Source organism: Paraburkholderia sp. Cy-641 (genome assembly GCF_011752945.1).
Taxonomy (GTDB): Bacteria; Pseudomonadota; Gammaproteobacteria; order Burkholderiales; family Burkholderiaceae; genus Paraburkholderia.
Genome location: NZ_VWWM01000001.1, coordinates 1 through 25,837, shown reverse-complemented (window position 1 = coordinate 25,837; position 25,837 = coordinate 1). Strand labels below are relative to the sequence as shown.

Annotated in this window: 28 protein-coding genes and 1 pseudogene; 9 read left to right on the top strand and 20 right to left on the bottom strand. The window is 63.0% G+C overall.

Going from position 1 to position 25,837, the window contains the following annotated elements; translation table 11 throughout:
• Nucleotides 1–24: 24 nt before the first annotated feature.
• From F3J20_RS00140 to F3J20_RS00120, 5 genes are all read left to right on the top strand, one after another.
• Entirely contained in the window at nt 25–705 is a 681-nt protein-coding gene (locus F3J20_RS00140) for a DUF4286 family protein (protein WP_167037180.1), read from the top strand.
• 33 nt (nt 706–738) lie between these two features.
• Entirely contained in the window at nt 739–1,590 is an 852-nt protein-coding gene (locus tag F3J20_RS00135; protein WP_167037177.1) for a fumarylacetoacetate hydrolase family protein, read from the top strand.
• A 184-nt stretch (nt 1,591–1,774) separates the two neighbouring features.
• The gene (gene otnK, locus F3J20_RS00130; RefSeq protein WP_167281274.1) at nt 1,775–3,055 is read left to right on the top strand and encodes a 3-oxo-tetronate kinase; all 1,281 of its coding nucleotides are present in this window, start codon (nt 1,775–1,777) and stop codon (nt 3,053–3,055) included.
• 135 nt (nt 3,056–3,190) lie between these two features.
• A complete protein-coding gene (gene denD / locus F3J20_RS00125; RefSeq protein ID WP_167037172.1) occupies nt 3,191–4,162 on the top strand; it encodes a D-erythronate dehydrogenase in 972 nt (323 codons plus the stop codon).
• Nucleotides 4,163–4,198: 36 nt separating this feature from the next.
• Nucleotides 4,199–4,996 (top strand): 3-ketoacyl-ACP reductase, encoded by a 798-nt coding sequence (locus F3J20_RS00120; protein WP_167281273.1) that lies wholly within the window; start codon nt 4,199–4,201, stop codon nt 4,994–4,996.
• A 142-nt stretch (nt 4,997–5,138) separates the two neighbouring features.
• On the opposite strand, the gene F3J20_RS32490 is transcribed toward F3J20_RS00120, so the two are convergent.
• Nucleotides 5,139–5,288, bottom strand: a complete 150-nt coding sequence (locus tag F3J20_RS32490; protein WP_345889814.1) for a hypothetical protein — start codon at nt 5,286–5,288, stop codon at nt 5,139–5,141.
• 123 nt (nt 5,289–5,411) lie between these two features.
• Nucleotides 5,412–5,666, bottom strand: coding sequence for a hypothetical protein (locus F3J20_RS00110; protein ID WP_167281270.1), 255 nt, complete (start codon nt 5,664–5,666; stop codon nt 5,412–5,414).
• 395 nt (nt 5,667–6,061) lie between these two features.
• Here F3J20_RS00110 and F3J20_RS00105 point away from each other — a divergent pair, with 395 nt between their 5' ends.
• Nucleotides 6,062–7,102, top strand: a complete 1,041-nt coding sequence (locus F3J20_RS00105) for an AraC family transcriptional regulator (RefSeq protein WP_167281268.1) — start codon at nt 6,062–6,064, stop codon at nt 7,100–7,102.
• 59 nt (nt 7,103–7,161) lie between these two features.
• On the opposite strand, the gene F3J20_RS00100 is transcribed toward F3J20_RS00105, so the two are convergent.
• Entirely contained in the window at nt 7,162–7,305 is a 144-nt protein-coding gene (locus tag F3J20_RS00100) for a hypothetical protein (protein WP_167037160.1), read from the bottom strand.
• On the opposite strand from F3J20_RS00100, the gene F3J20_RS00095 reads away from it, so the two are divergent.
• On the top strand, nt 7,304–7,972 hold the full coding sequence (locus F3J20_RS00095; protein ID WP_167281267.1) for a hypothetical protein: 669 nt from the start codon (nt 7,304–7,306) through the stop codon (nt 7,970–7,972). The genes F3J20_RS00100 and F3J20_RS00095 overlap by 2 nt on opposite strands.
• Nucleotides 7,973–8,037: 65 nt before the next feature.
• The gene (locus F3J20_RS00090; protein WP_167281265.1) at nt 8,038–8,361 is read left to right on the top strand and encodes a hypothetical protein; all 324 of its coding nucleotides are present in this window, start codon (nt 8,038–8,040) and stop codon (nt 8,359–8,361) included.
• A 76-nt stretch (nt 8,362–8,437) separates the two neighbouring features.
• Here the strand turns inward: F3J20_RS00090 and F3J20_RS00085 are convergent, their stop codons facing one another.
• The 7 genes and pseudogenes from F3J20_RS00085 to F3J20_RS00055 form a co-directional block, all read right to left on the bottom strand.
• Nucleotides 8,438–8,695 carry a hypothetical protein gene (locus F3J20_RS00085; protein WP_167037151.1) on the bottom strand — a complete coding sequence of 86 codons (258 nt, stop codon included), beginning with the start codon at nt 8,693–8,695 and terminating at the stop codon, nt 8,438–8,440.
• A pseudogene (locus F3J20_RS00080) lies at nt 8,676–9,193 on the bottom strand (DUF2778 domain-containing protein). The gene F3J20_RS00085 and the pseudogene F3J20_RS00080 overlap by 20 nt, the downstream one beginning before the upstream one ends.
• A 124-nt stretch (nt 9,194–9,317) precedes the next feature.
• Nucleotides 9,318–9,773: an IS4 family transposase gene (locus tag F3J20_RS00075; protein WP_345889827.1), complete on the bottom strand. Its 456-nt coding sequence runs from the start codon at nt 9,771–9,773 to the stop codon at nt 9,318–9,320.
• Nucleotides 9,769–10,557: a DeoR/GlpR family DNA-binding transcription regulator gene (locus tag F3J20_RS00070; protein WP_167281263.1), complete on the bottom strand. Its 789-nt coding sequence runs from the start codon at nt 10,555–10,557 to the stop codon at nt 9,769–9,771. The genes F3J20_RS00075 and F3J20_RS00070 overlap by 5 nt, the downstream gene beginning before the upstream one ends.
• Nucleotides 10,558–10,759: 202 nt before the next feature.
• Nucleotides 10,760–11,986, bottom strand: a complete 1,227-nt coding sequence (locus tag F3J20_RS00065; RefSeq protein WP_167037145.1) for a porin — start codon at nt 11,984–11,986, stop codon at nt 10,760–10,762.
• Between the two features lie 270 nt (nt 11,987–12,256).
• Nucleotides 12,257–14,584 (bottom strand): 4-hydroxythreonine-4-phosphate dehydrogenase PdxA, encoded by a 2,328-nt coding sequence (gene pdxA / locus F3J20_RS00060; protein WP_167281262.1) that lies wholly within the window; start codon nt 14,582–14,584, stop codon nt 12,257–12,259.
• A gap of 536 nt (nt 14,585–15,120) precedes the next feature.
• Entirely contained in the window at nt 15,121–15,825 is a 705-nt protein-coding gene (locus F3J20_RS00055; protein ID WP_240162654.1) for a substrate-binding domain-containing protein, read from the bottom strand.
• Between F3J20_RS00055 and F3J20_RS31940 the strand changes: the two genes are divergently transcribed.
• The gene (locus tag F3J20_RS31940) at nt 15,802–16,098 is read left to right on the top strand and encodes a hypothetical protein (protein ID WP_240162653.1); all 297 of its coding nucleotides are present in this window, start codon (nt 15,802–15,804) and stop codon (nt 16,096–16,098) included. The two genes, F3J20_RS00055 and F3J20_RS31940, sit on opposite strands and share 24 nt — an antisense overlap.
• Before the next feature lie 129 nt (nt 16,099–16,227).
• Here the strand turns inward: F3J20_RS31940 and F3J20_RS00050 are convergent, their stop codons facing one another.
• The 10 genes from F3J20_RS00050 to F3J20_RS00005 all read right to left on the bottom strand — a co-directional run.
• Nucleotides 16,228–17,238, bottom strand: coding sequence for an ABC transporter substrate-binding protein (locus F3J20_RS00050; protein WP_167281258.1), 1,011 nt, complete (start codon nt 17,236–17,238; stop codon nt 16,228–16,230).
• Between the two features lie 32 nt (nt 17,239–17,270).
• On the bottom strand, nt 17,271–18,068 hold the full coding sequence (locus F3J20_RS00045) for an ABC transporter permease subunit (RefSeq protein WP_167037133.1): 798 nt from the start codon (nt 18,066–18,068) through the stop codon (nt 17,271–17,273).
• Nucleotides 18,065–18,703 carry an ABC transporter permease subunit gene (locus F3J20_RS00040; RefSeq protein ID WP_205299163.1) on the bottom strand — a complete coding sequence of 213 codons (639 nt, stop codon included), beginning with the start codon at nt 18,701–18,703 and terminating at the stop codon, nt 18,065–18,067. The genes F3J20_RS00045 and F3J20_RS00040 overlap by 4 nt, the downstream gene beginning before the upstream one ends.
• Before the next feature lie 107 nt (nt 18,704–18,810).
• Entirely contained in the window at nt 18,811–19,602 is a 792-nt protein-coding gene (locus F3J20_RS00035) for an ABC transporter ATP-binding protein (RefSeq protein ID WP_345889813.1), read from the bottom strand.
• Between the two features lie 137 nt (nt 19,603–19,739).
• On the bottom strand, nt 19,740–20,363 hold the full coding sequence (gene leuD / locus F3J20_RS00030; protein ID WP_167037130.1) for a 3-isopropylmalate dehydratase small subunit: 624 nt from the start codon (nt 20,361–20,363) through the stop codon (nt 19,740–19,742).
• A complete protein-coding gene (gene leuC / locus F3J20_RS00025) occupies nt 20,360–21,811 on the bottom strand; it encodes a 3-isopropylmalate dehydratase large subunit (protein WP_167037127.1) in 1,452 nt (483 codons plus the stop codon). The genes leuD and leuC overlap by 4 nt, the downstream gene beginning before the upstream one ends.
• Nucleotides 21,808–22,581, bottom strand: a complete 774-nt coding sequence (locus F3J20_RS00020; RefSeq protein ID WP_167281257.1) for an aldolase/citrate lyase family protein — start codon at nt 22,579–22,581, stop codon at nt 21,808–21,810. The genes leuC and F3J20_RS00020 overlap by 4 nt, the downstream gene beginning before the upstream one ends.
• 109 nt (nt 22,582–22,690) lie before the next feature.
• Complete coding sequence (locus F3J20_RS00015) at nt 22,691–23,809, bottom strand: iron-containing alcohol dehydrogenase (RefSeq protein WP_167281255.1); 1,119 nt, start codon at nt 23,807–23,809, stop codon at nt 22,691–22,693.
• 466 nt (nt 23,810–24,275) lie between these two features.
• Nucleotides 24,276–25,151, bottom strand: coding sequence for a glyoxalase/bleomycin resistance/dioxygenase family protein (locus tag F3J20_RS00010; protein ID WP_167281254.1), 876 nt, complete (start codon nt 25,149–25,151; stop codon nt 24,276–24,278).
• A 93-nt stretch (nt 25,152–25,244) separates the two neighbouring features.
• On the bottom strand, nt 25,245–25,837 hold a 593-nt coding region (locus tag F3J20_RS00005; RefSeq protein ID WP_167281252.1), incomplete at its 5' end, for an MFS transporter.

Here is a 25,837-nt window from a genome sequence, read left to right as displayed (position 1 = left end):
TCATCACAACCGGAGACATCCATCATGTCGTTGCTGGGTTCCGCCTTCGTTCTCATCTGGAACGATATCGTTGAAGAGGCGCGAGCGGACTTCTACGAATGGCACAACAAGGACCATATTCCTGAACGCCTGTCGATCGACGGGTTCCTGCGCGGCCGCCGTTATCGCGGCGCGAGTGCGTCGCCCGAATGGCTGACGGTCTACGAGGCCGTCGATCTGGATACGCTGACGGGGCCCGCCTATCTCGAACGCCTGAACAATCCGGCGCCGTCGACGCAGGCCAACGTCAAGCATTTCCGCAATACCGCGCGCTCGATCTGCCAGATCGAGCATTCCACTGGCGATAGCACCGGCGCCTATGCGATCACGCTGCAACTGCGCGTGGAAGAGGGCGCGGCGAAGCGGCTGATCGAATTCGTCGCGCAGGAGCTGTTTCCGCGCATCCTGAAGCGGCCGGATGTGGTGGCCGCCCACCTGTTCGCCGCCGACACGGATGCGAGCAACGTCAAAACGACGGAGGCGCAACATCGCGGCGGCGCGTTCGCGGTGCCCTCGCGTGTGCTTCTGATCGAATGCACGACGGAACACGGTGCGAGCGAAACGGCGCGCGCGCTGGGCGACGTCGACTGGCAGCAGTACTCGGCGGCAGGCGACCCCTGTCAGATCTATACCCTCGAGATCAGCAGACTGGGGCAGTCGCGCTGATCGGTGTTCATCCTTGCATAACGGAAATCCATCATGAAACTGGTACGTTTTGGTAACGCGGGGCAGGAAAAGCCCGGTCTGGTCGATCAGGAAGGCAAGATTCGCGACCTGTCGGCGCATGTGAGCGACTTCAATCCGGCGTTCTTCGCCGACAACGGCGTCGAGACAATCCGCGCGCTGGATCTCGCGACGCTGCCCGTCGTCGAGGGCAATCCTCGCATTGGCGCGTGCATTTCGCGTCCGGGCAACTTCATTGCCGTGGGTCTGAACTACGTACAGCACGCCATCGAAACGAATGCGCCGATTCCCGCGGAGCCGATCCTCTTCAACAAGGCGCCGTCCTGCATCTGCGGCCCGAATGACCGCGTGCTGCTGCCGCTGAAGTCGACGAAGGCCGACTGGGAAGTGGAAATCGCACTGGTGATCGGCAAGCGCGCGCACAACGTCAGCGAGCAGGATGCGCTCGATTACGTCGCAGGGTATTGTGTGTGCAACGACGTCTCGGAGCGCGCGTTCCAGCTCGAACAGGGCGGGCAGTGGGTCAAGGGCAAGATGGCGCCGACGTTCGGCCCGCTCGGCCCGTGGCTCGTGACCGGCGACGAAGCCGGCGACGTGCAGAACCTGTCGCTGTGGCTGGAATTGAACGGCGAGCGTATCCAGAACTCGTCGACGTCCGACATGATCTTCCCGATCCGCAAGCTCGTGTCGTACATCAGCGAGTTCGTGATGCTGGAGCCGGGCGACGTCATCACCACGGGCACGCCGCCGGGCGTCGGGCTCGGCATGAAGCCGGAAAAGTATCTCAAGCCCGGCGATGTGATGCGTCTGAGCGTCGAGGGTCTCGGCGTGCAGGAGCAGGTCGTCGGCCGTTGGGGCGAGCAGTAATCATCAGTAGTGGCATCATCGACCCGGCGGCATGAGTCGAACGACACGACCGGCCGGGTCGGTTCGCTTGGTGCAGACAGGCTTGCAGCGAGGCGCGGCGGTTGCCGCTGGCCTTGGAGGCCAGGATGGTTCTTGCGGTTATCAGGATTTTTGCGGACATGGAAGTCCCGAAGGGAGCGAAATAATGGCGCAGGCACTGCTCGGCTGTATCGCCGATGATTTCACCGGCGCGACCGATCTCGCCAATATGCTCGTGCGCGGCGGCATGCGCACCGTTCAGACCATCGGCGTGCCGGCGAGCGGCGCGCCGCTTGAGGCCGATGCGCTCGTGGTCGCCCTCAAGTCCCGTACGATCGCGGCCGACGCCGCGGTCAGCCAGTCGCTCGAAGCGCTCGAATGGCTGCGCGCTCAAGGCTGCCGGCAGTTCTTCTTCAAGTATTGCTCAACCTTCGATTCGACGGACAAAGGCAACATCGGTCCGGTCGCGGACGCGTTGCTCGATGCGTTGAAAGACGATTTCACGATCGCTTGCCCCGCGTTTCCAGAAAATGGTCGCACGATCTTTCGCGGCAATCTGTTCGTCGGCGACGTGCTGCTGAACGAGTCGGGAATGGAAAATCATCCGCTCACGCCGATGGGCGATGCGAACCTCGTGCGCGTCTTGCAGCGGCAGACCCGCTCGAAGGTCGGACTGATCCGCTACGACACGATCGCGCAGGGTGCCGAGGCGATTCGCGCTCGTATCGAAGCGCTGAAAAAAGACGGCGTACGTGTTGCGATTGCGGATGCCATTTGCGACGAAGATCTGTTCGTGCTCGGAGAAGCATGCCGCGATCTTTCGCTCATTACGGGCGGTTCGGGCATCGCGCTTGGCTTGCCGGCCAACTTCCGCGCGGCGAATCTGCTGGAGCACGCGGAGCATGCGGCCGATCTGCCGAAGATCGAAGGCAAGTCGGTGGTGCTGGCAGGCAGTGCGTCGAAAGCGACGAACGCACAGGTTGCGCAGTGGCGTGCGTCGAAGCCGGGCTTTCGCATCGATCCGCTGGCGTTGTCGCGCGGTGAGGCGGTGGTCGAACAGGCCGTCGAATTCGCGCGTGCTCATATGAAAAACGATGAAACCGTCCTGATCTACGCGACGTCGTCGCCGGACGAAGTGAAGGCCGTACAGAAGGAACTCGGCGTCGAGAAGGCGGGGCATCTCGTCGAAGACGCACTCGCGTCCATCGCGCGCACATTGCGCGACGAAGGCGTGCGAAAGTTCGTCGTCGCGGGCGGCGAGACGTCGGGCGCGGTCGTGCAGGCGCTCGGCGTGCGTTCATTGCGCATCGGGCCGCAGATCGATCCCGGCGTACCGGCGACGCAGTCCATCGATGCGAATGCCGGCGATGCGCCGCTCGCGCTTGCACTCAAGTCCGGCAATTTCGGCGCGATCGATTTCTTCGCGAAAGCGTTGAGCGCGTTGTGATTGCGCCTCTGCGCCATGCTTGCATCTGCTTTTGAATTCGCCTGATTCCGATTGATTCGCCCGGTCACGAAAGCCCGCGTATCCGAAGGCCCTGGCCGGCCAACCCTACCTCCGAACACACCTGGAACGAACCCCATGAAGATCCTTATCACCGGTGGCGCCGGCTTTCTCGGCCAGCGTCTCGCGAGCCAGCTGCTCGCGGGCAACACGCTGAACGGCAAGACCATCACGGAAGTCGTGCTGCTCGACGTGGCTCGCCCGACCAACGACCGTCTGCTCGGCGATGCGCGCGTGCGAGCCGTGACCGGCGACATCTCCGATCGCGCGGTGCTGGAGCGCTACATCGACACGGGCACGGAAGCCGTCTTCCACCTCGCCGCGATCGTGAGCGGCCAGGCAGAGGCGGACTTCGATCTCGGCATGAGGATCAACCTCGACGCCTCGCGCGCATTGCTCGAAGTGTGTCGTGCCGCGGGTCATGCACCGCGCGTCTTGTTCACGAGTTCGGTTGCGGTGTACGGCGGCGCGTTGCCCGATGTAGTGCAGGACGACACCGCGCTCAATCCCCAGTCGTCGTATGGCGCGCAGAAAGCGATTGCCGAGTTGCTGCTGTGCGATTACTCGCGTCGCGGGTTCGTCGACGGCCGCGTGCTGCGCCTGCCGACCATCAGCGTGCGGCCGGGCAAGCCCAACGCGGCGGCCTCTTCGTTCGCGAGCGGCATCATCCGCGAGCCGCTGAACGGCGAGCGCTCGGTGTGCCCCGTCGACGGCGCAACGCGCCTGTGGCTGTTGTCGCCGAAGAGCGCGGTCAAGGCGCTGATCGCCGGCTGCGAGATCGATCGCGCGAAGTTCGGCAACCGGCCGGTCATCAATCTGCCGGGCCTGTCCGTGAGCGTGAACGAGATGATCGCGGCGCTGCGCGAAGTAGCGGGCGACGAAGCCGTGGCGCGCATCGACTGGCAACGCGACGAGCGCGTCGAAAAGATCGTGGGGAGCTGGCCGGGCCAGTGGGACGTCGCGCGTGCGCATGCGCTCGGTCTCGCCGGTGACGAGAACTTCGCCGACGTCATTCGCGCGTACCTGGCCGATGAAGGCTTGAGCGCGTAAGTACCGAACAGACATCCTTCAGCCAGCAATGTGCATATGAACCCTACCCTCGAAAAGAAAGTTTCATCGACTCCGGTCGCGCTGGTTACGGGTGGCCGGCGCGGGCTCGGCGCCGCAATCGCGAGAGCGCTTTGCGCAAGCGGATTCGATATCGCCATCGCGGATCTGGAACACGATGGCGACGCCGACGAAACGCTGAATACGATACGGGCAGCGGGGCGGCGCGCGGCTTTCTTCGAGGCGAACATCGCCGACCTCGGCAGACATGACGCGCTGCTCGACGAAGTGCAGGCGTCGTTGGGGAGCGTGGATTGCCTCGTGAACAATGCGGGCGTGAGCGTGGAGAAACGCGGCGACCTGCTCGATGTCACGCCCGAGAGCTTTGACCGGCTGCTGAACATCAACTTGCGTGGCACGTTCTTTCTGACGCAACGCCTCGCTCGCCGTTTTGCGGCGGACGCCGATGCCGAAGGGCGCGCCCGTTCGATCATCAATATCTCCTCGGCGAACGCATTTTTGATCGCGCCGAACAGAGCGGAGTACTGCATCTCGAAGTCGGCATTGACCACGGTAACGAAGCTGTTCGCCGCGCGGCTCGGCGAGCTTGGCGTACCGGTGTACGAGGTGCGGCCGGGCATCTTTCAGACCAGAATGACGGAAGTGGCGCAGGCCGATTACGACGAGAAGCTGCGGCAAGGTTTTTCGCCGATCCCGCGCTGGGGAACCGTGGACGAGATCGGCAAGGCCGTTGCGTCATTGGCGTCGGGCTGTTTCCCGTTCAGCACGGGCGATTCTTTTCATATCGACGGCGGTCTTCATATTCATCGGGTCTGAAGATCGCGGCCCCGGGTACGAGTGGACGGCGGCAGGTGTTGGCGCGCACTTCGGCAGTGGACCCGCGCGCTACGCGGTGGGGCTCGCGTAGGTAATATCCAAAAATCCAAAAAGAAAGCCCCGTCGCCGGGGCTTTCTTTATCTACTTCGTGCGATACCGCCGCCATAGCTTCATGATCGCCGCATAGGCAAGCACCGCCGCGACCAGTTCGATGGTCATCCATAGGCCGATATACAGGTTTTCCGGATCGTCGATGCCTAACCGCTCCGAAGCGCGTATCCATGCGTGCATCTCGGACTCTGTCCACCCATCGTCGTACGGGCGGACAAAGCGGAATGACAGAAGGTACAGACCTATAAACAGCAGAACCTTAAACACCCTACGGGCAAGTGTTGTCATACGTCATAACCTCAATTACTTCGTGCGATACCACTGCCATAGCTTCACAATTGCCACATAGGCAAGCACTGCCGCGATCAGTTCGACGGTCAGCCACACCGCGAAATACAGGTCATCGGGATCGCGGACACCGAGCAAATCCGAAGCGGCAAACCATGCACGCGTTTCGCTTGTCGACCACTCGTTCGATAGCGGGATATAACGAACTGAAATAAGAAAGAGCCCGATGAACAGGGCGATCTTGAATACCCTATGGGCAAGTGTTGTCATGCGTCATAACCTCAATTATTCCGTCGGCGTTAAGCCCTGAATTGCGGGCAGGGATAGGCGTTGCATAATGATGGAAGATGAGGCCGTGATCCGGGGCCAAGAAGAATATGAATTGACGAGAATTAACGTCATCCCAAAAAGCCCGCACAAGGCACGCTTCAAGGGGGCACAGACATCATGGGAGAAATCGCGTTCGCGGCGCCGGCGACGGCCAATCAGGCCGAAACGCCACGGGCGGCGGTGTCGATCTTCAAGGTGGGCGAGTAATCGGGTTCGAGCGCCGCGATGATTGCCGCCGCTTGAAAAAGCGGATGCGTCTATCATGACTGCTTTGCCACGCATGAGCAGGCAAAGCGGTTTTTCCGCTTGTCCGGCTGATCCACTGAATTTTCGCTATGTCCGCCGTCAAGACACACTTTCAGGATCTACCCGTCACCCTCGACCCGGCCCGGCAGCTCGAAATCGTGCACCAGCATTTCGACGTTGCCGCGCTGCCCGCCTCGCAGCAGCTTCTGGCGTGGTGCGAGCGCATGATCGGCGTGGTCGATCTCCTGACGACGCGCGATGAGCACAGGCAGCCGTTTCGAGGCTGGATCGACCGCTACGTCGTGGGCGAATTCCTGTTTGCCGATTGCTACACGGACCGCATCACGCAAGACCGCACGATCGCGCGAATCTCGCGGGACAACGCGCGCAGCATCGTCTTCCATGTGTTCCTGGGCGACACGCACGGCAGCGAGCTCGTTTATCTGGGCAAGCGCAAGGACGCGGCGCTCGAAGGCGGCATCTTCGCCGTCGATCTCGACCAGCCGGTGCAGTGCCGGCGCGCGCCTTGCCGGCACGTCACGATTTTTCTGCCGGGCGAACTGCTGCAAGACGTGTTTCCCGACCCCTCGGCCCTGCATGGACGCGCGCTCTCGCCGCACCTGCCCGCGGTGCGTTATCTGACGGGCCGCGTGTTGTCGTTTGCCGCGCAGATACGCCGCATGGCGCCTTGGGACGCCTACCGCGTTCTGCGCGAGATCGTGCTGCAGATCGCGGATACGTTCGGCGAACAGGCGGGGCTGAAGGGCAGCAAGGTTGCGCTCGCGCGGGCCATGGCGTTCGACCAGGCGCGCCGCTACGTGCAGACGAACCTGCACGACGACGATCTTTCGCCCGAGCGGGTCGTGGAGTCGCTGGGCCTTTCGCGGCCCACGGTCTATCGCCTGTTTGAGCACGACGGGGGACTGGGCGCCTATATCCGCCATGTGCGCCTGCGTGCCGCCGCCGCGGAACTCGTCGCGTGGCCTGGTGTACAGGTGCGGGACGTCGCCTATGCGCACGGCTTCAGAAGCGCATCGGATTTCACGCGGGCATTCCGGCGCGCTTACGGCCTCGCGCCGCAGGACATGCGGGAGTATCACGACAGCCTGCGCGTAGCGCCAGAGCGGTAGCGGCTCGCATCGGCGTGTCGTGCCGGCTGGGGCTGCACGGCACGCCGATGCGCCCGGGCTCAGTACCACATGCCGATGTAGTTGCCGTCCGCCGAGCCCCGCTCCACGACGACGTATTTCACGGTCTGTGTCGCGGTCACGAAGCGGTAGACCGTCCAGAGCGTCTGTCCCTGTTGCGCGTCGCCATAGGGTGTGCCGGTCATGGCGCTCTGGAACGCTGCGGCGGGAACCGGCACGGCAGTCAGCGGCCCGGAATTGGTCGAGCCCGTACAGCTCGAAACTGGCATTGCCGGCGGAGTCGAACGTCAGCGTTTGCGGCGCGGCCTGAGTGATCGGGTCGCAGTACTGGTTGAACACGAAGCTCTTGCCCGCCAGCTCGGCGACGTTCGTGGCCTGGTTTGCACTGCCGGTAATCAGGATGTCCGTGGTCGCATAGCCGTTGTCGCTGATGCTGCCTGCGGGAGCCGGAGCGCAGATTTCGAACGCGCCGTCGAGATTCGGCTCGGTGGTCGTGCCGAGCGGCGTGCCGGTCGCGTCGTCAGGATCGAAGAGGCGGACCGACGTATTGCCGACGATGCCGATCGGGCTCAGGTTGGCGCTGGCCGTATTGTTGACCTGCAAGGTTTTGGGGCTACCGGAAACGCCGTAGGTGATCTGGCCTGTCCAGCCGCTTTGCGTCAGCGTCTGCGCATTGGTTTTGGTCGGCATGTTGTCGACGAACGAGGCGCCGGCCCACGGCGTTCCGCTAATGCCCGCGCCTGCATTGAGCTCCGTGTAGGCGACCGAATAGGGCTGGGTGCCGTCGGACTTTGGGTTGTCGTCATTGCCGTTATCTCCGCCGTCGCCGAACGACGGGCACGTTGCGTATAACGACATGCTTCAGACCACCCAGCGCCTCCAATTCTGCCCACTGGTACGCGGGCAAGGGGAACGACATGCAATTGATTCGCCAACTCAGGATGTTTGATGATCGCGCTGTTGATTTTCTTTCGGGTAAAAAGGTTTCGCCTCCGCGCAACACCTGGAAAATTTGCGCCTGCTGCGGATTGCGCATCATCAAGGGTTATGAAATGTCGAACGGCGACAAGGTAGGCGAGGATTGCGCCGTCATCATCGCGCGCGCCTATCTGGACACCCGATATATAGCGACTGCGAACATTACGGAATTTGAGGCGCTTTGCAAGCGTACCGGATTCGGAACCCTGAAACCTGCAATTAGCCGCTACATCAACGAAAACATTTTTGAAGTTACCGCGTAACGCCAACCGCACCCGCTACGGAGGGCCGCACCAGCCTGGACGGTGCGTAGCGTCCGGGCTTTTGCATGACGTGGCTTTACTTTGAGCGATACCGCCGCCATAGCTTCATGATCGCCATATAGAGCAATGCGGCAACGAACAGATTGACTACCAGGATAACGGGTATGTATAAATCGTCCGGGTCGCGAATCCCGAGCCGATTTGCTGCATGCAACCAAGCAATACCCTGGCTTTCTGGCATAGGCATCGGGTATGTGTGGACGTAGGCCAATGAGATGCGGAACAGCACGCAGAATAGTGCAACCTTGAAAAGCTTACGGGCAAGTGTTGCCATAGGTCACTACCTCAATTGTTCCATATGCACGAAGCCCAGAATTACGGACGGAGACGGTAGTGGTTCCCAGAAGGGCGCGCCGGATAAACATAAAATCGGCATGGTTTAGCAGAGTAATGCATCCTGGCGAAATACCGCGACCTCCAAACGGATGCAACCTGAAATTACCCCGCTCTACACGTTTATCCAGGTCACGTCATCAATCACACCATCATCGCGATAGAGCGCGAACCATTCCCGATGGTCTACCGGCGACCCGATTATGGAGTTTCCTATATCCTTTGCTGTGGCCCATGCTTGCGACCTGAATCCGCCTGTAGGTCGGTCAACGATCCAATACTTTCCGGCCGGAATCGGTCCATTGTCTGGAACATCCGTACAGCCGCCGCGATTCTTGTATTGATCGTTCCCGGAGTAAGCTTTAAACGTGCCGAGTCCCACAATAGCAAGCTTACATATATCCTGGTTATCTACTACAAACTTGCCAGTAAAAGCCATTACTCAACTACTTCCGTTGGTGAAACGCCCACGGTAGCGACAAGGACGGGCGGCGGGCAATCAGACGATTCTTAATCCGTGCTGTCGATCTGTGTGGGATTAGAGGCATAGCGTTATACATAAGTCAGTCGAGTCCTTCGCGTAGCGCACGTAACGTGTCAGCGGCAGTGAGAACTTTGTCGAGGCCGCGCCAGATGGTTTTGGCGCCGGGCTCGCCGTCGCTCTTTCGGCCAGGGCGCTCGCCGATTTGCGCGATCAGCCGCACGACCTCGTTCACGGTGGGCGTCGTCGCCGGCATCTTCTTTTTTGCCAGCAGATGGGCGCCGCGAATTTCATCTGGATCGAAGAACAAAGTGGCGTCCAGATCCGGACAGGTGCGACCTTTACGCATCGGGTAGGTCGCATGCCACGCCACTACCATGAACAAGGCCAGCGCACGCTCAATCCGGTCGACGGCGGCCAATTGCAGCGTCTCGACTTCGCAGCTATTCTTGAGCACGTGGAAATAGATTTCGATTTCCCATCGCGTCCGATACCAATTGATCAGTTCGGGAGTTTGCCGAACGCTCCGTCTTTCAATGCGCGCTTTCCCCGGGCACCGAGATCGTCTCGATCGTGAGCCCCGCGAGACTGCGGAACGCTTGCAGCCCGGCGTGCGAGGCGCTCGCGTTGGTGATGAGTGTCCACGGCTTGTCGATGGGCGCCCAGTGTTGCTGGCTGTCGCGGTTGAGCTTGTCGGCGGTGACGAGCACGAAGAGGCTGGCCGCCTGGCGCATCAGGCATTCCTTGAGATAGGCCTGGTCGGCCGTCGCTTCGCACAGGCCGCGACCCGGCACCACGCCATCGGCGCCAAGGAACGCCTTGTCGACTGTCACGCGCGTGAGCGCGAGGTGCGCGATCGGCCCGAGGGTGCTCATGCTCGGCTCGCGCACCTCGCCGCCGATCAGCGTGAGCGGCACGCTGCTGCCCGCCAGCGCCTGAACCGCGAGCAGGTTGTTCGTCACCACGCGGATGTCGTGCTGGCCCGCCTGCGCGAGCGCGCGCGCGAGCGCGGCAGTGGTGGTGCCGCTGTCGAGGAAGATGGTGTCGCCGGGGCGCACGTGGGCCATTGCCGCGTGGCCGATCGCATCCTTCTCCGCCTGAAAGCTCTGGCGGCGCTGTTCGAGCGACTCCTCGGGGGCATGCTTGCCGACCGAAGCCGCGCCGCCATAGGTGCGCAGAATGAGCCGTTCGTCGGCGAGCGCACGCAGGTCGCGGCGCACGGTGGCCTCCGACATGTCGAAGTGTTCGCAGAGCTCGGACACTTCGGTCATGCCGGAGAGAACGGCCTTGAGCATGGCTTCGCGGCGACGGGCTACTTTCATGAGATGTTCGGCGTTGGGTTCGGGACGTCGCCGCGCGGCGAGGCAGACGGCGTGGGCAATACGATGCGCACGTAGTTTACCTTGTCCTTTATCCCCGTTCCGGCGCTGCTCGTGTCGCTAACGCATGGAATGCCGGTGGCTTGCGAGGCAGGCATCCCGCGATGCGTATGACCGGATGCCTGCTGCCTGCCTGAATCGTGCGTCAGAATTTCATATCGATACCGAGGATGATCGCTATCTGATTGCGTGACGACGACGGCGTGTTGTTCTGACCGTCCCCAATCGAGGCCGTCGCGTCGATGATGCTGGTCTTCGTGCCGGCGGCATTCGGCGTCAATGTCTTGCCACCCGCACGCTGATAAGCCTCGAGCGCATAGAGACCGGTTCGCTTGGACAACGAATAGAACTGCGTCAGATTGAACTGCTGATAACTGGCCGCGTCGCTGATGCCGTTCGCCTTGGTCGCCGCCGTATAGCTATAGCCCGCTGCGAGATCGAGGGCCGGAAGTGCCTTCCAGTGCAGCACGATGCCACCCGTATTGAAGATGGCCTTGTCGTGGAAGGCGGACGCGATACCGGGCAGGTACTGCACGTTGGAGTACGAAGCCGAGATATCGAACACCGGGCTGAAGGTGTAGCCGCTCGTCACGGCGAAGCGCTGCTGATTGGCCGCGGTCGCATAGCCATAGTTGATCGCCGACACCGCCGGTTGCGCGCCACCGCTGAGCGCAGTGGAGTTGGCGCCCCATGCACCGCCGTTCACGGTCGAATTGTTGACGCGCATGAATCCGGTCGCGATGCCGAACGGCCCCTGTGCGTACTGAGCCGCGACGCTCCAGGTCTGCCCGCTGCCCGTGGCACCCGCGACACCGCCGAGCCCGTACGAGCCGCTCACCTTCAGGCCCGCGAAGCTCGGCGACGTATAGACAAAATTGTTGTTGATGCGGAAGCTTTTATCGAGCCCGTCGATATCCCCGGGGTGTGCGCCGAATCCGCCGCTCAGCCAGTTGGGCGAGCTGTACGGCTGAAGCAGCTGGAAATACGACGTGTACTGACGGCCGGCGGTCAACGTACCGTAGCGATTGTTCGTCAGTCCCACATAGGCCTGGCGGCCGAAGAGCGTGTTCGCAAACTGCTGGGCGCCCGTTGCGCTGTTGTAGCCGCCTTCCAGCTTGAAGATGGTCTTCGTGCCATCGCCCAGATCTTCGGAGCCCGTCAAGCCGAACAGACTGCCTGACCAGACGCCCTGATTCATGTAGACCTTCGAGCGGCCGCCGCTTACTGCGCCCAGACTGCTCGAGTTGCTCAAATAGCCGATCCCTGTATCGACGACACCGTACAGCGTCACGCTGCTTTGCGCGAATGCCGGCACTGCGGTCATCACCGCCACGGCGGCGACAGCGAGCTTGAGCGGGTTGTATTGCTTCATCTCCATTCCTCCAGTATTTCTAATTAGTGCGATGCCATGTATCGCCAGAATTGAAACGCCAACACCATCAGGGGATTGCTTCGGCTTCCTCCCATACGGTTAGGGATGCAAATTGAAATACCCTGAGAGCGGCGAAAATTCGCGCCGCTCCCAGGCCGATCATCCGTTTGATGCCTTGCCCGATCTCACGAAACCGGCTCTACCGATTGCCGTTGCGCCGACTCCGGTCATCGACCGGACACCCGGAAGCCGGCGTTCGCGAACCGTTCGTTACTGGCGGTCCGCGCGGCGCGTGGCGAGATCTTGTGCCTGCTTCAGCGCTTCGAGCATGCTGCGTTCGTCGGCGATGCCCTTGCCGGCGATATCGAATGCCGTGCCGTGATCGACCGAGGTGCGGATCACCGGCAGCCCCACGGTCACGTTCACGCCGGCTTCGAGGCCCATCACCTTCACGGGGCCGTGGCCCTGGTCGTGATACATCGCCACGACCACGTCGAAGTCGCCGCGGCCCGCGCGGAAGAACAGCGTGTCGGCGGGCAGCGGGCCTTCCACGTCCCAGCCGCGCTCGCGCAGCACGGCCACCGCCGGCATGATCTTTTCCTCTTCCTCGCCATAGCCGAACAGGCCGTTTTCGCCGGCATGCGGGTTGATGCCGCACACGCCGATGCGCGGCTGTTCGATGCCCGCGCGCAGCAGCGTTTCGTGCGCGCGCTCGATCGTGCGTTGTACGAGGCCCGGCTCGATCTTGCGGATCGCGTCGAGCAGGCCGATATGCGTCGTTACGTGAATCACGCGCAGCTTGGGGGCGACGAGCATCATCGAGACTTCGGGGATGCCCGTGAGGTGCGCGAGCATTTCCGTGTGACCGGGGAAGATGTGGCCGCCCGCATGGAGCGCTTCCTTGTTGAGCGGCGCGGTGCAGATCGCGTCGAGTTCGCCTGCCGAGGTCAGCTCGGCCGCGCGCGCGATGTACTGATAGGCGGCGTCGCCGGCGACGGCGGAAAGCTGGCCATAGGGCATCGATTCGGGAATCAGGCCGAGGTCGATGCAATCGACCACGCCGGGCTGGAAGCGCGCTTCGGCGGGCGCCTTGATCGGGCGCACTTCGAGCGTGACGTTCGTGCGCCGTCCGGCGTCGACGAGCCGCCTGGCATCGCCGATCACGAGCGGGCGGCAGCCGTCATACACCGACTGGTGCGCGAGGCTCTTCATGATGATTTCCGGGCCCACGCCGGCGGCATCGCCCATCGTGATGCCGATTACGGGACGATAGTCCATGGTTTCCTCTTCGCAGGGTTGGCGCGGCGCTTGCGCGTCCGCTTGCGTCATGGCGGCGAGCCGCTGCCATGCGCGATAAAGGGTATCGGGGCCCCCGAAGCCGCCCGCCTTGGTGACGACGGGCAGCGTGTGAGCCGCTTCGGCGGCGGTCATGAGCGGCACGCCGTTTTCGATTTCTTCGATCACGCGCAGCTTCGCGATGCCCATGGCGGCGAGCAGCGCGCGTGCCGTTTCGCCGCCCGTGGCGATCAGCGCCGCGGCATGTGCAGCGGCGGGGGCGAGGTGCGCCGCGAGCCGGCGCGCGAGCAGTTCGCCATCGGCAACCGGCACGCGCTCGGCCTGGCTCAATGCGATCACCGCGTGGCGGCCGTGCGTGAGCGTGTGCGCCACGCGCGTGCCCAGCGTCAGCGATTCGGCGTGCAGCGGATCGAGCAGCGCAACGACGTCGACATCGAAGACATCGAAGGTGTCGCCCGTGTTTGTACGCAGTGTGGCGACCTGTTTGTGCGAGACGCCCGACATGCTGCCGACGACCACCAGCACACCACGCGGGTGTTGCGCGGTCGTGACGGGCACAGCGGGCGTGGTGGGCATGACGCTGCGCTGCCCGTTCCCGTCGGCCAGCGTGGCGATCAAAGTTTGTGCGAGTCCGGCCGAGCCGACCCAGAACACGCCATCGAGCGCGGCCGAGGCCTGCGCGAGCACGGCGAGGTCCGCATCGGTTTCGCTGTCGCAGACCACGGCTTGACACTGCGCGGCGCGCAAGGCTTCGAGACGCGCGCGCAACGGCGCCGCTCCTTCGCGCATGGCTTGCAGATCGATGTGCGCGACTTTCAGGCCGGCGTCCGTGAGCATCGACGGTAGATGGCCGGTGCCGCCGATGCCTTCGTTGCGCCAGACTTCCGTTGCTTCGACGGGCACGCCGTGCACGAGGAGACAGCCGTTGCGCGTGGTGCGCCCAGCCTCGGGCAGCGCGGGCGCGACGATCGCCATGCCCGCGTGGGCCGCGAGCGCGGCCACTTCCGCGGCAACGTTGCCGCGCAGCGTCGAATCGATTTTCTTGTAGAGCCGTCGCCCGGCGCCGTGTGCGCGCCACGCCTGCGCATTCGCACTCGCCGCCTCGGCGGGCGCGGCGCGGCGGGTATCGGTGTCGATCGCGAGTACGTTGGTTGTGGCCGCGATGCCGGGCGTCGCCGCGGCGTTCAGACAGACCACGCTCGCGAGGCCATGATGCGTGCACTTCACGGCGCAGTCGGCCGTGCCGGAGAGGTCGTCTCCGAGTATCAGCAGGCGCTCGTTGCGGGGGGCGGCGGTGTTCATGTCGTGAGTTTCGATTGCGGTCTTGCGGAGTGCGTTCGGTGCCGAGCCCTTCCGGCTGTTCGCGGACACGGGCGAGGTGTCGGGCAAACCGTGCAGGGCGACGCTGCGTCAGGCAGGCGCGCCGATCGCGGTGTGCAACGGACGAGGCATCGCGATGCTCCTGCCTGTCCTGATCGCTTCCAGCGAGATTGCCTGATTGATTCGGTCAGTTCGGGTTGCGTTGCGGCCCCTGTCTGGTCGAATATTGACCGTTTAAGTCATTTTATTTAATCGAAATGCTCAAATCAACCGAGGGAAAACCCTTGAAATGATTGAATCGATCAATTTGAGGGGATTTTGACGGGCGTTTGCACGTTTGCTGTGGAGAGACAAACAGCGTGCGGTCCAGTTACCGGAGCGGGGCAGGTTGCCGGGCCGCGTGGTCGCGGCTCAATCGCGGAAGTTCGCGCGACGCTGGCCGGCCGATGGAATGGCAATGGCGGCGGGCGCGCGATCCAATGCCTCGCCGGGGCCGTACACCACGGCGCGCGACTCGCTCATTTGCCGTCGTAGACCTCGATATCCTCGAGCGCGTCAGGCTGATTTTGCCGCAGGCTCGGCAGGAAGATGTCGTTGATCAGACTGAGCGCAGTCTGCTGTATCCGCTTGGCAATGCTTGCGCCTTCGTCTTCGCGCGCGACGACCACGATCGTGCGGCGGATCGGAACGCCCGGAAAGCGCACGGAGGTTATGCGGTCGCCGCGCTCGATCAGACGGAAGAACGCGAGCGGCGGCAGCAGGCTCCAGCCGAGCCCCGAGACGACCATCTGCGCCGCTCCTTCGACCGTATCCAGGTGATAGCGGGTCGAGGTCTCGATACCGGCTGCGGCCAGCCAGCGATCGATGCTGGACAGCATATGGGGATCGCGGCCGAAGCGGATCATGCTCATGCCGGCGATGCGTTCGAGAACCGGTATGTGCGCCTTCTCAGGTTCGTCGGGCAGGATGATGCGGTAGGACTCGGAGAAGACCGGCAACGCGATCAACCCTTGCGGAGGCGGCGCATCGTCGGCTGTGATTACGAAATCGCAGCGGCGATCGAGGAGCGCGATGATTCGCGAAGCTTCGTAGCCGGTGTCCACGAACCACTGCACCGCCGTTTCCTGCAGGCTCTTGAGCATGAACGGGCCGAGGGTCGTGGCGAAGCTGTTGAGCATGCCGACGCGCAGGATAGGCAGTTGCGCCGCGTTGTCGAGGCGCAAACTGCTTTGCAGCCGCCGGATGCTTTCCACGACCGCGGAAGCCTGCTTGAGGAAGGCGGCCCCTCGCAGTGTCAGGACCGGCGGCCGGATCGAGCGATCGAACAGATCGATGCCGCTTGCTTCCTCGAGCTTGACGATGGCTTGCGAAACGGCCGGCTGCGAAAGGCCGAATTTCTCGGCCGCCGCACTCATGCTGCCCGTTTCGGCAACCGAAACGAAGATCGCAAGCCGATGCAAATTGATCTTGTCGCCAAACAATCCGTCCGTCGATGAAGAACGCGGCACTTTCGGGGTGTTCAATGTCGAGGCTCTCCACTTCCAGTTGGACCCGCGCGCCGGGGGCGCCCGCCGCGCCGGGATTTTCTCATGTTTTCAACTGCTCAGGATGCGTCGAGCCGTGGCCTACTTCAGCTTGCGCTGCAGGTCGGCGGGCAGAAAACTCTGGTCGACGTAGTCGCGCCAGTCGACTTTCTCCTTCAGGTCGCCGGTCTTCTGCGAGAGGTCGACAAGCGCGTCGAGACCCTTCGGGTTGATGTCGCCCTGGCCGAAGAAGACCGAGCCGTCGGCAGACGGACGGTCGACCAGTTCGGCGAGCATCGCTCTCACGACGTTGGGGTCCATCTTGTAGACCTTGGCGATGATGGCTACCGATTCATCGCGATTGGTCTTGATGAAATTCACCGCCCGCCGGCGCGCCGCGATGATGCCCCTGAGCATGTCCGGATGCTCCTTGATCGTCTTGACGGAGGTCACGCCGACCGAGGTGTTGACCGCCGAAAAAAGATCGCGCGACCAGAAGAGCGGCTTGAACGTGTTTTTGTTCATCGTGTACGTCGGCTCCGACACGAGCGCGAGGTCGATGCCGCCGTTTTGCAGCGCGGTCAGCGCCGCGCCGTATGCGCCCGTCGAAATCAGCTTGACATCCGAGGGCTTCAGACCGGCTTTCTCGATCAGCAGGAAGTCCAGCGACTGGCTCGTGCTCAGCGGGGTCGTGAAGGAGATGCGCTTGCCCTTCAGATCGGCCAGGGTCTTGATCGGGGAATTGGGCTTGACCAGCCAGACGAACTGTGCCGAGGTCTGGGTGTTGTCGCTGATGATCCGGAGATCGGAGCCGTTCTTGATCGCCTTCAGCGTCGGAATCAGCGCGCTGTCGGCGTAGGGCAGATCGCCGGCGATCAGGTTACGCACCTCGGTGCTGCCGCCGGGCGAGCCGATCACGGCTGAAACGTCGACGCCGGCGTCCTTGAAATAACCCTTCGCCAGCGCGATCGCCCACGGCATGCCGATGACGGAGCTGCCGTAATTCGTGGCGGCGATCTCGACGCTCGACGCCGGTGTGCTCATCACGCCGCACGTCAGTGCCGCGGCGACCACGACGGACCACAGTCCGCGTCTCCTTGTATTTGCTTTCATTGTCACTTCTCCATTCTGCTGTTTGGGTTAGCTCAGATCCGGTGATGCAAACGCTCGTCCAGCTTCATCAACACGCCGCTGAGAACCGCGGCGAACACGATCAGGATCAGCGTGATCGCGGAAATGTCGGTCACGACATTGTTCGCCACGGCGTTCATCAGGCGAAAACCGACGCCCTTGCTGGAGCCGAACATCTCGCAAAGGATCACGCCGATCAGGGCGCCCGAAATGCCGATGCGCAAACCCGTGAAGATTTCCGGGATGGCTGCCGGCAAGGCGATGGAAAACAGGGTCTGCGTCGTCGACAGGCCCATCGTGCGAGCGCTTTTCAGATAGACGGGCTTGATGTTGCGCACGGCGCTCATCGTGAAAAGAATGATCGGGATGATGCCGTGCAGGACCCCGAAGGCGACTTCCGAGCTGATGCCGATGCCGAAGAACAGCGTAATCATCGGGAAGAACATCAGCTTCGGAATCGAATAGAGGCCGGCGATCATCGGCTCCACCACATCGCCGGTCAGCCGCCGCAGACCGAGGATCGCGCCGAGCAGTATTCCGAGCACCGCCTCGATGACGACCGAGAAGCCGAAGGCGGAGAACGTCGTACGGATGTCGCCCCAGAAATCCGCCGAGCCGAGCATGGCGATGGCGGTGCGCGTCGCCTGCCACGGCGAGGCAAGCGCGACCGATCCGCCGATCTGGAAGAAAACCTGCCAGAGCACGACGAACGCCACGGCGATCATCAGCAGGTCGAAGGAACGTTGATGCTGTTTCCACATCGAGGGCCTGGCCGTGCCGTCGATCGTATTGAAGTTGCCGATGATGTTCATGCGAGCCCTCTGCGTTGGCGCAAGCGACGTTCCCAGCCAAGAAGGATCGTATTGACGATCGACACGATGATCAGCACCAGCAGAACGATCGCGTACATCTTGTTGTTGTCGAAGTCGTGGAACGCGTAAAAGATCTGGTAGCCGAGGCCGCCAGTCGACAGGATGAATTCGGCGCCGAGCACGCCGACGAACGCCTGCGCGATCGCCAGCTTGACGCCGTTGAATATGTGCGGGGCGGCCGAGGGAAGAATGACCTCGCGCACCGTGCTCCATTTGCTCAGGCGAAACACCCTGGCCGTCTTGCGCATCACCTTGGGAACGCGGTCGAGCCCGTTGAGCGTGCTGGCGATCATGGTAACGACGGCAAGCAGGAAGCCCAGCAGCACTTTCGGCGTATCCGTCAGGCCGAAGAGGGCGATGAACAACGGATAGAACACGAACATCGGGATCGAATAGTAGATCGACAGAACCGGGTCGATCGCGCGCCGCAGGCGGGGCAGGGCATGCAGGATCACCGCCCCGAGAATGCCGAAGATCACCGCGCCGACGATGGCGATGAGAACGGCGCCCAAGGTCGCGACGATCTCCGCGGTCAGGCTGCCGTCGCGCAGCAGGTGAAACAGCGCCACCGCCATCTTGCTCGGTGGAATGAGCGTATAGCTGTCGATCAGGCCCGTACGGCAGACGATCTCGAGCGCGATGACGCACAGCACGACGACAAGTAGTCTGATGCGTCCGAGTGTCATGATTTCGCCTTCGCATACTGGCTGGCGCGGATCGATTCCTCGCGCAGCAACGACCAGAGATGTGCCGTCAAGGTGCCGAACTTGTCCGACGAGGCGATCCGGCTGTCGCGCTCGCGGCTCCAGCCCGTTTCGATGATTTCGATAAACCGGCCGGGCCGCGCCGACATCACGCCGACGCGGTCGGACAGCATGGCCGCTTCGTCGAGCGCATGAGTGATGAGGACGACGGTCGCCCCGGTCGCCCGCCACAGGTTGAGGACCTCGTCGCCCATCAGCAATCGCGTCTGCTGGTCGAGGGCGGCGAAGGGTTCGTCGAGGAGAATGAGGCGCGGCTCCATCACCAGCGTGCGCGCGATGCAGACGCGCTGGCGCATGCCGCCGGACAGCTGCGCCGGATAGGAATCGCGGAATGCGGTGAGACCGGTCAGCGCCAGCGCCCGCTCGGCGCGTTCCGCTGCGATCTTCGGATCGACGCCGTTGCGCTTCAGGCCGAAGGTGATGTTCTTCCAGACCGTCAGCCAGGGGAAGCTCGCGTCTTCCTGGAAGACCACGCCCACGCCGTCGGGAATGCTGCCCTGGACCCGCTTGCCGTCCATCAGCACTTCGCCGCCCGTCGGTGTCGCGAGGCCAGCCAGCACTTCCAGAAACGTGGACTTGCCGCAGCCGGACGGGCCGACGATCGAGAAGAATTCGCCCTGGCGCAGATCGAGCGTGATCGGACCCATCGCGTGGACGGCAGGGGCACCGCCGCGCGACGGAAAAACCTGGCTGACGTCGTTCAGCCGCACGATGGCGGGATGCGTCGACGCGGAAGCGGAATTGTCAAGATTGGTAAGCAAAGGAATCTCCTCCTTCTCTTCGTCCCGGAGACGACCGTGTTACGTCGTCGCGGGACTGATATTGAATATGAGCGATACGCCCGGTGTCACCCGGATGTCGGCAGCCATGGCATATCGGCCTGGCGTGCCTCCTCGAAGGCTCTGATGGCCTCGATATGGCCGAGGGTGACGTCGATATCGTCGACGCCGTCGATCAGCCGCTGCTTGCGCAGGGCGTTGATCTCGAAATCGAACGTCGATCCGTCCGGCGCGATGACCGATTGCGCGGGCAGGTCGATGGTGATCGTCGCGCCCGGCGTCGCGCGCAGTTGCCGCCACAGGGCATGGATCGCCGGGTAGGGCAGCACGATCGGCAGCACGCCGTTCTGCAGACAGTTTGCGTAGAAGATATCGCCGAAGCTCGGTCCGATGAGCGCGCGCAGGCCGAAATCGAGTACCGCGTAAGCGGCGCCCTCGCGCGACGAGCCGCAGCCGAAATCGGCGTCCGTGACGAGAATCTCGCAGTGCTGATAGGCGGGCTGGTTGAGCGAAAAGTCGGCCCGCGGCTGCTCTTTTTCGTCGAAGCGAAGATCGTGCAGGAAGGCTTCACTGTAGTCGTGACCGGGGCGGCGATGCCGGCGCATGTAGCGTCCCGGCAGGATCATGCCGGTGTCGATCTTGGCGATCTCCACGGGCGCCGCGATTGCGGTCAATGTCACGAACGGCTTCATGACGCTATCTCCTTGACGGCCATGCTGCGGACATCGGCCAGGTGCCCGGCGACGGCGGCGGCGGCAACCATCGCGGGGCTCATGATATGGGTTCGGGAATCGCGGCCCTGGCGGCCTTCGAAATTGCGGTTGGTGGTCGAGGCCGAGCGTTCGCCGGGCGCGACCAGTTCGCCGTTGGAGCCGTTGCACATGGAGCAGCCGGAATCGCGCCACTCCAGGCCGGCGGCCTTGAAAATGAGGTCGAGCCCCTCGGCTTCGGCCTGGCGCTTGACCGACGACGAGCCGGGCGAAACCATGCCGGGAACGACGCAGCGGCGGCCCTTCAGAACCGCGGCGGCGCTGCGCAGGTCCTCGATGCGGCTGTTGGTGCAGGAGCCGATGAAAACGCGATCGATGCGGATCTGCTGTAGCGGCGTCAGCGGCGCGAGACCGAGATATTCGAGCGCGCGCTCGACATGGCGGCGGCGGTCGGCATCGGCGATGGCCGCCGGATCGGGCACGGTCCCGTCGATCGGCGCACAGTCTTCCGGGCTCGTTCCCCAGCTGACCATCGGTGCGAGCGTCGAGACGTCGATGTGCAGTTCGCGGGCGAAGACGGCGCCTTCGTCGCTGTGCAGCGTGCGCCAGTGCGCCAGCGCCTTGTCCCAGGCGTCGCCCTGCGGGCTCTTGGGGCGGCCTGCGAGATAGGCGAAGGTGGTGTCGTCGGGCGCGATCAGTCCGATCTTGGCGCCGGCCTCGACCGACATGTTGCAGATCGTCATGCGGCCTTCCATCGACATCGCGCGGATCGTCGAGCCGGCATATTCGATGGCATGGCCGACCGCGCCGCCCACACCGATGCGCGCAATGATGCTGAGAATGATGTCCTTCGGCGTCACGCCGTCCGGCAGTTCGCCGTCGATCACGATGCGCATCGGCTTCGGGCGGCTCATCCACACCGTCTGGGTGGCGATGACGTGCCGCAGCTGGTTCGACGCGCCGATCGGCGACGCCAGCAGGCCGAAGGCGCCGTTGGTCGCCGTGTGGGAATCGTTGCAGGTAATCATCATGCCGGGCTGGGCGATGCCGAGTTCCGGCGCGATCACGTGGATGATGCCCTGCATGCGGTGATGCATGTCGATATGCGGCAAGGCGAAGTCGCGGGCGTTTTCCGCCTGCATTTCGACGACGCGGCGGATTTCCGGATTGGCGATGCCGGCCGTTCCGGCCGCCCGGTTGATGGTCGGCAGATAGTGGTCGGTGACGGCCATCTGCTGCGTCGGCCGGCGTGCCTTGCGTCCTTCCAGCCGGAGCTGGTCGAACGCGAGGAACGCGCCGCCCTCGTTGATCATGTTGAAATCGACGTAGAGCAGGTCCTCGCCGTGCGGCGAGACGACCACCACATGACTGTTCCAGAGCTTCTCGAACAGGGTCAGGGGCGCGGCCGGATGCGAGGGGGCGCCTTTCATGCCGACGCCTCTTCGACCATCGACCGCGCCTGGCTGGCGAGCATCTGGATATCGCCCGCGACCGAGACGAACTGGCAGCCGGCCGCCAGCCATTTCCGGCCGGTGGCGCCGTCGCCCGCGGACATGCCGGCGAACGCACCGGCGGCGCGAATCTTCGGAATTGCGCCGGTGATAGCCGCGATGACATCGGCATGGCCGGATGCGCGCGCATGGCCGAGATCGGCGGCGAGATCGGCCGGGCCGATCAGCACGCCGTGCACGCCGTCCACGGCTGCGATCTCTTCGATACGGCCCAAGGCCGCCCGCGTCTCGATCATGACGATCAGGCAGACGCGCGCATCGATTTCATCGAAATAATCGCTGCCGCCCGCGTAGTGGTTGCCGCGATGGACCTTGGCGACGCTACGCACGCCATGCGGTGGATAGCGCGTTGCCGCGACGGCCATTTGCGCTTCCTCGACGGTCTCCACCATCGGCACGACGATGTTTTCGATGCCGAAATCGAGCAGCTGCTGGATCAGCAGCGAATCCAGCTTGGGAAGCCGCACGAGGACATGCGCTGGCGTGCCCGCAAGGGCCTGTGCCTGCTGTAGCACCGACATCAGATCGTTGGGGGAATGCTCCATGTCGATATAGACGTAGTCGCAACCGCTGAAGCCGAGCGCTTCAGCGGCGATCGGGCTGCACAGCTGCGAGCGCAGGCCGATCTGCTGGCGGCCGGCGCGCATTTCGCCAATAAAGGATGGTTTCTTTTCTGTCGTTCTCGTCACGGCTTCGTCGCCTCCAACGGATATGTTACTTATATTTAGTATAAGTATTAAAAAATGGCCGATATGCCCCCGCGTTTTGCCGCAGTGGCGCAATGCTCAGCAAGCCTGGTCAGTAAGCCGCCTCGTAGATGGCGAGGATGTCGTCACGCGAGATGTCGCGTGGATTGTTGTCGAGCAGACGCCGGATGGCGTGTGCTTCTTCCGCCATGGCGGGCAGATCGTCGCGCGGCACGGCGAAGCCCGAAAGCTTCATCTCGCAGCCGAGTTCCACGCAGAATTCATAGGCGGCCTCGAAGACCGAGGCGCGTTCCGGCGCGTTTAGCGCGGCAAGGACCGCGGCCGTTTTTTCGGGCGCCGCGTCGGCATTGAAGGCCAGCGTGTGCGGGAAGATCAGCGCGTTCGCCGCGCCGTGAGCGACGTGATAACGCGTCCCCAGCGGATAGGCGACAGCGTGCCCGGCAGTCGTATTGACCGGACCGAGACAGTAGCCGCCGTAAAGCGACGCCAGCGACAGGCCGCAACGTGCCTCCATGTCGGCGCCGTCTGCCACCGCCCGCTTGAGATAGCGCCCGACGAGCCGCACGCCTTCGAGCGCATACATGTCGATGGTGACGTGCGCGCGCCGGCTCGTGAATGCCTCGACGCAATGCGCCATGGCGTCGACGCCGGTCACTGCCGTCACTTGCGGGGGAAGGGTCAGGGTCAAGGCGGGATCGATGACCGCGAGGTCGGCCAGCATGTGGTTGCTTTGCACGGCCAGCTTGTTCTGCGTGAGCGGGTCCGTCACCAGCGAACGCGTTCCCGTCTCGCTACCGGTCCCGGCAGTGGTCGGCACCTGAACGAGCGCGGCGCGCTTGCCCGGAACCCGCTCGACACCCACTACGTCGGCGATGCCTTGACCGCTGCCCGGCAAAACCGCGGCGAGCTTGGCGAGGTCCATGGCGCTGCCGCCGCCGAAGCCGACCACCAGGTCCGGCCGCACCTCTTCCGCGACGGCCAGCAACGCTTCCAGATTGGCGACATCGGGCTCGGGGCAGACATCCGCAAAAACCGTGACCGCGCCGCTCAGACCGAGCACGTCGACGCGCTGGGCGTTGAAGGCGTCGGCGACGACGAGGATGCGCTTGAAACGGCTACCGCTCCATGTCCCGACCTTCGAGACGGAGCCCGGCCCGAACTCGATGACCGGCGGACGAACCAGGGTGATGGATGACGACGATATCGGCATGGACGCTCATTCCCTCATGTAGATAGGGATAGGCAGACCCGCACTTCGTCGCGCCAGCGGCGCGCTTCTCATCCCTTGAAAACGATTATACTAAATATAAGTTTTCGCGCAAGAAGACTTTTTGACGGATGACAGAGATGCGTGAAATTTCGTCGGGGCGAATTTAAGCTGATGTTTTGTAAGAGGAATTCGTGATTTCGGCGAGTGGCGGCGGTCTGTGCCTGAAGCGCCGGTGAATCGGCGCCAAGCTGGGTGATGCGGGGGGCGAGAGGGTGGGGGTGATAGCGACACGCCGGCGCCGACGAGGATGTTCTTGCGGCGCCGTGGGTTTGCACGACAGCCACGGCATGTCGTGCGGGATGAGCCTGTTCGCGCCGAGCCGGCGGTATTGGATGAGCTTGCGTCGATCGTGCCGGATACGGTCACGGTTGCGAAGAGCAGTCGGTCACTGCGGCAGCGGCGCTCGCTAAAACACGCCGTTGCGCCTGTCGCCGCCCTTTCGATAATTCCGGTTGCCTTGATCCGGATTGCGGTTCACAAGCGGTCTTGCATAAAGCGGATGATGCAGGCTACGCACTTCATGTTCGAGCTTGAAGCAGTCCGCACCGCTCTCGGGATCGATCAGCGTCGCGAAGCGATACTGATGCGGTTCCTCGCCATAGACCAGCCCGCGTTCGGCAAGTCGTGCGTACGGCCCGGAGAAGTTGCTCACATAGACCTGGATATGATGGCCGTCGTATTCGGGGTTGGCCTCGAGCGTTTCGGCATAGATGAGTTGCTGATGCGTGCCGATCGCGATGACTGCCTGTTGCAATCCGCCGTCATCGAGAAGCTCGACAGGAGCGTTGAACATCTCGCGATAAAAAGCCGCAATCGAACGCGCGCAACCCGCCGGTACATCGAGTTGCACATAGGCCATGCCGAGATCGATGGCCGGCCCGGCGGCGTTCTGCCGATACGTCTCCGGGTCGAGGCAGTCATAGCGGTTTCCCCACGGACAATTCACCTCTACGCGGTCGTCCCGCTCGGTCCATCCGAACGCCGTGCCGTCGAGCAGGGGTTGCACGGCTCTCAGGCGTTCGACGAGCGATTGGCGTTCGCCCACGATCAGTCCGACATGCCCGCGCAGACGCTGCGCGTCGCCGTGCGGCAGATGAATCTGCGAGCGGCCGACGTTGATCCACATATTGGTGACGCCGGTCATCAGATAGGGATCGCGCGTCAGTCCAAGTCCGCTGACATAGAACGCGGTCGCGGCGCGCTGGTCCGGTATCGTGAGGTTGAGATGCTCCAGCAGCACGAGATTGCCGGTGTCCTCACGCGCGTAATCAAAGCGATTCATTGCATGGCCCTCGGAAGATGGGAACGATAAGTAACAAGCGGAATACGAATGCATTCAATCAGGATGCGTCTCGACGTTCGACGCATCCATGACTCATGCTGCCTTTCTTGCTACGTTATGGTCGTCCGGCAATTCGATCCGCTTGATATCGCCGAGAATGAAGATGTACGACGCCGCGCCCAGTATCGCCACCGCGCCGATGAACATCAGCCCCCAGTAGAACGACCCCGTCAGTGAGACGATCGCACCGATCACGATCGGTGTGACGATGCCGGCGATGTTCGCTGTGAAATTGAAAATGCCGCCGGTAAGTCCCATCAGGCGCTTCGGTGCGATATCGGGAATGATCGACCAGCCGAGCCCGCCCATGCCCTGACCGAAAAACGCGAGCGACAGCACCGCGATCACGGCGGTATCGCTCTGCACATAGAGCGCGACCACGATGCACGCCGACAGCAGCAGGCCGGTGATGATCGGCAGCTTGCGCGAGAGGTTCACGTTGCCGGTACGGCGCAGCAGCAGATCGGACACCCAGCCGCCGAACAGCACGCCGGCCGAAGCGCCGAGGAACGGCAGGATCGCGAAGAAGCCGATCTTGAGCCACGCCATATGACGCTCGGTGACCAGATAGGTCGGAAACCACGTGAGAAAGAACACCACGGTCGAGTTGCCGGCGAACTGGCCGA

Excerpts from the sequence above, each read along its gene's own strand:
- F3J20_RS00140 (WP_167037180.1), top strand. The coding sequence starts at position 25 with ATGTCGTTGCTGGGTTCCGCCTTCGTTCTCATCTGGAACGATATCGTT.
- F3J20_RS00135 (WP_167037177.1), top strand. The coding sequence starts at position 739 with ATGAAACTGGTACGTTTTGGTAACGCGGGGCAGGAAAAGCCCGGTCTG.
- otnK (WP_167281274.1), top strand. The coding sequence starts at position 1,775 with ATGGCGCAGGCACTGCTCGGCTGTATCGCCGATGATTTCACCGGCGCG.
- denD (WP_167037172.1), top strand. The coding sequence starts at position 3,191 with ATGAAGATCCTTATCACCGGTGGCGCCGGCTTTCTCGGCCAGCGTCTC.
- F3J20_RS00120 (WP_167281273.1), top strand. The coding sequence starts at position 4,199 with ATGAACCCTACCCTCGAAAAGAAAGTTTCATCGACTCCGGTCGCGCTG.
- F3J20_RS32490 (WP_345889814.1), bottom strand. The coding sequence starts at position 5,288 with ATGCACGCATGGATACGCGCTTCGGAGCGGTTAGGCATCGACGATCCG.
- F3J20_RS00110 (WP_167281270.1), bottom strand. The coding sequence starts at position 5,666 with ATGACAACACTTGCCCATAGGGTATTCAAGATCGCCCTGTTCATCGGG.
- F3J20_RS00105 (WP_167281268.1), top strand. The coding sequence starts at position 6,062 with ATGTCCGCCGTCAAGACACACTTTCAGGATCTACCCGTCACCCTCGAC.
- F3J20_RS00095 (WP_167281267.1), top strand. The coding sequence starts at position 7,304 with ATGGCGCTCTGGAACGCTGCGGCGGGAACCGGCACGGCAGTCAGCGGC.
- F3J20_RS00100 (WP_167037160.1), bottom strand. The coding sequence starts at position 7,305 with ATGACCGGCACACCCTATGGCGACGCGCAACAGGGACAGACGCTCTGG.
- F3J20_RS00090 (WP_167281265.1), top strand. The coding sequence starts at position 8,038 with ATGCAATTGATTCGCCAACTCAGGATGTTTGATGATCGCGCTGTTGAT.
- F3J20_RS00085 (WP_167037151.1), bottom strand. The coding sequence starts at position 8,695 with ATGGCAACACTTGCCCGTAAGCTTTTCAAGGTTGCACTATTCTGCGTG.
- F3J20_RS00070 (WP_167281263.1), bottom strand. The coding sequence starts at position 10,557 with ATGAAAGTAGCCCGTCGCCGCGAAGCCATGCTCAAGGCCGTTCTCTCC.
- F3J20_RS00065 (WP_167037145.1), bottom strand. The coding sequence starts at position 11,986 with ATGAAGCAATACAACCCGCTCAAGCTCGCTGTCGCCGCCGTGGCGGTG.
- pdxA (WP_167281262.1), bottom strand. The coding sequence starts at position 14,584 with ATGAACACCGCCGCCCCCCGCAACGAGCGCCTGCTGATACTCGGAGAC.
- F3J20_RS00050 (WP_167281258.1), bottom strand. The coding sequence starts at position 17,238 with ATGAAAGCAAATACAAGGAGACGCGGACTGTGGTCCGTCGTGGTCGCC.
- F3J20_RS00045 (WP_167037133.1), bottom strand. The coding sequence starts at position 18,068 with ATGAACATCATCGGCAACTTCAATACGATCGACGGCACGGCCAGGCCC.
- F3J20_RS00040 (WP_205299163.1), bottom strand. The coding sequence starts at position 18,703 with ATGGCGGTGGCGCTGTTTCACCTGCTGCGCGACGGCAGCCTGACCGCG.
- leuD (WP_167037130.1), bottom strand. The coding sequence starts at position 20,363 with ATGAAGCCGTTCGTGACATTGACCGCAATCGCGGCGCCCGTGGAGATC.
- leuC (WP_167037127.1), bottom strand. The coding sequence starts at position 21,811 with ATGAAAGGCGCCCCCTCGCATCCGGCCGCGCCCCTGACCCTGTTCGAG.
- F3J20_RS00015 (WP_167281255.1), bottom strand. The coding sequence starts at position 23,809 with ATGCCGATATCGTCGTCATCCATCACCCTGGTTCGTCCGCCGGTCATC.
- F3J20_RS00010 (WP_167281254.1), bottom strand. The coding sequence starts at position 25,151 with ATGAATCGCTTTGATTACGCGCGTGAGGACACCGGCAATCTCGTGCTG.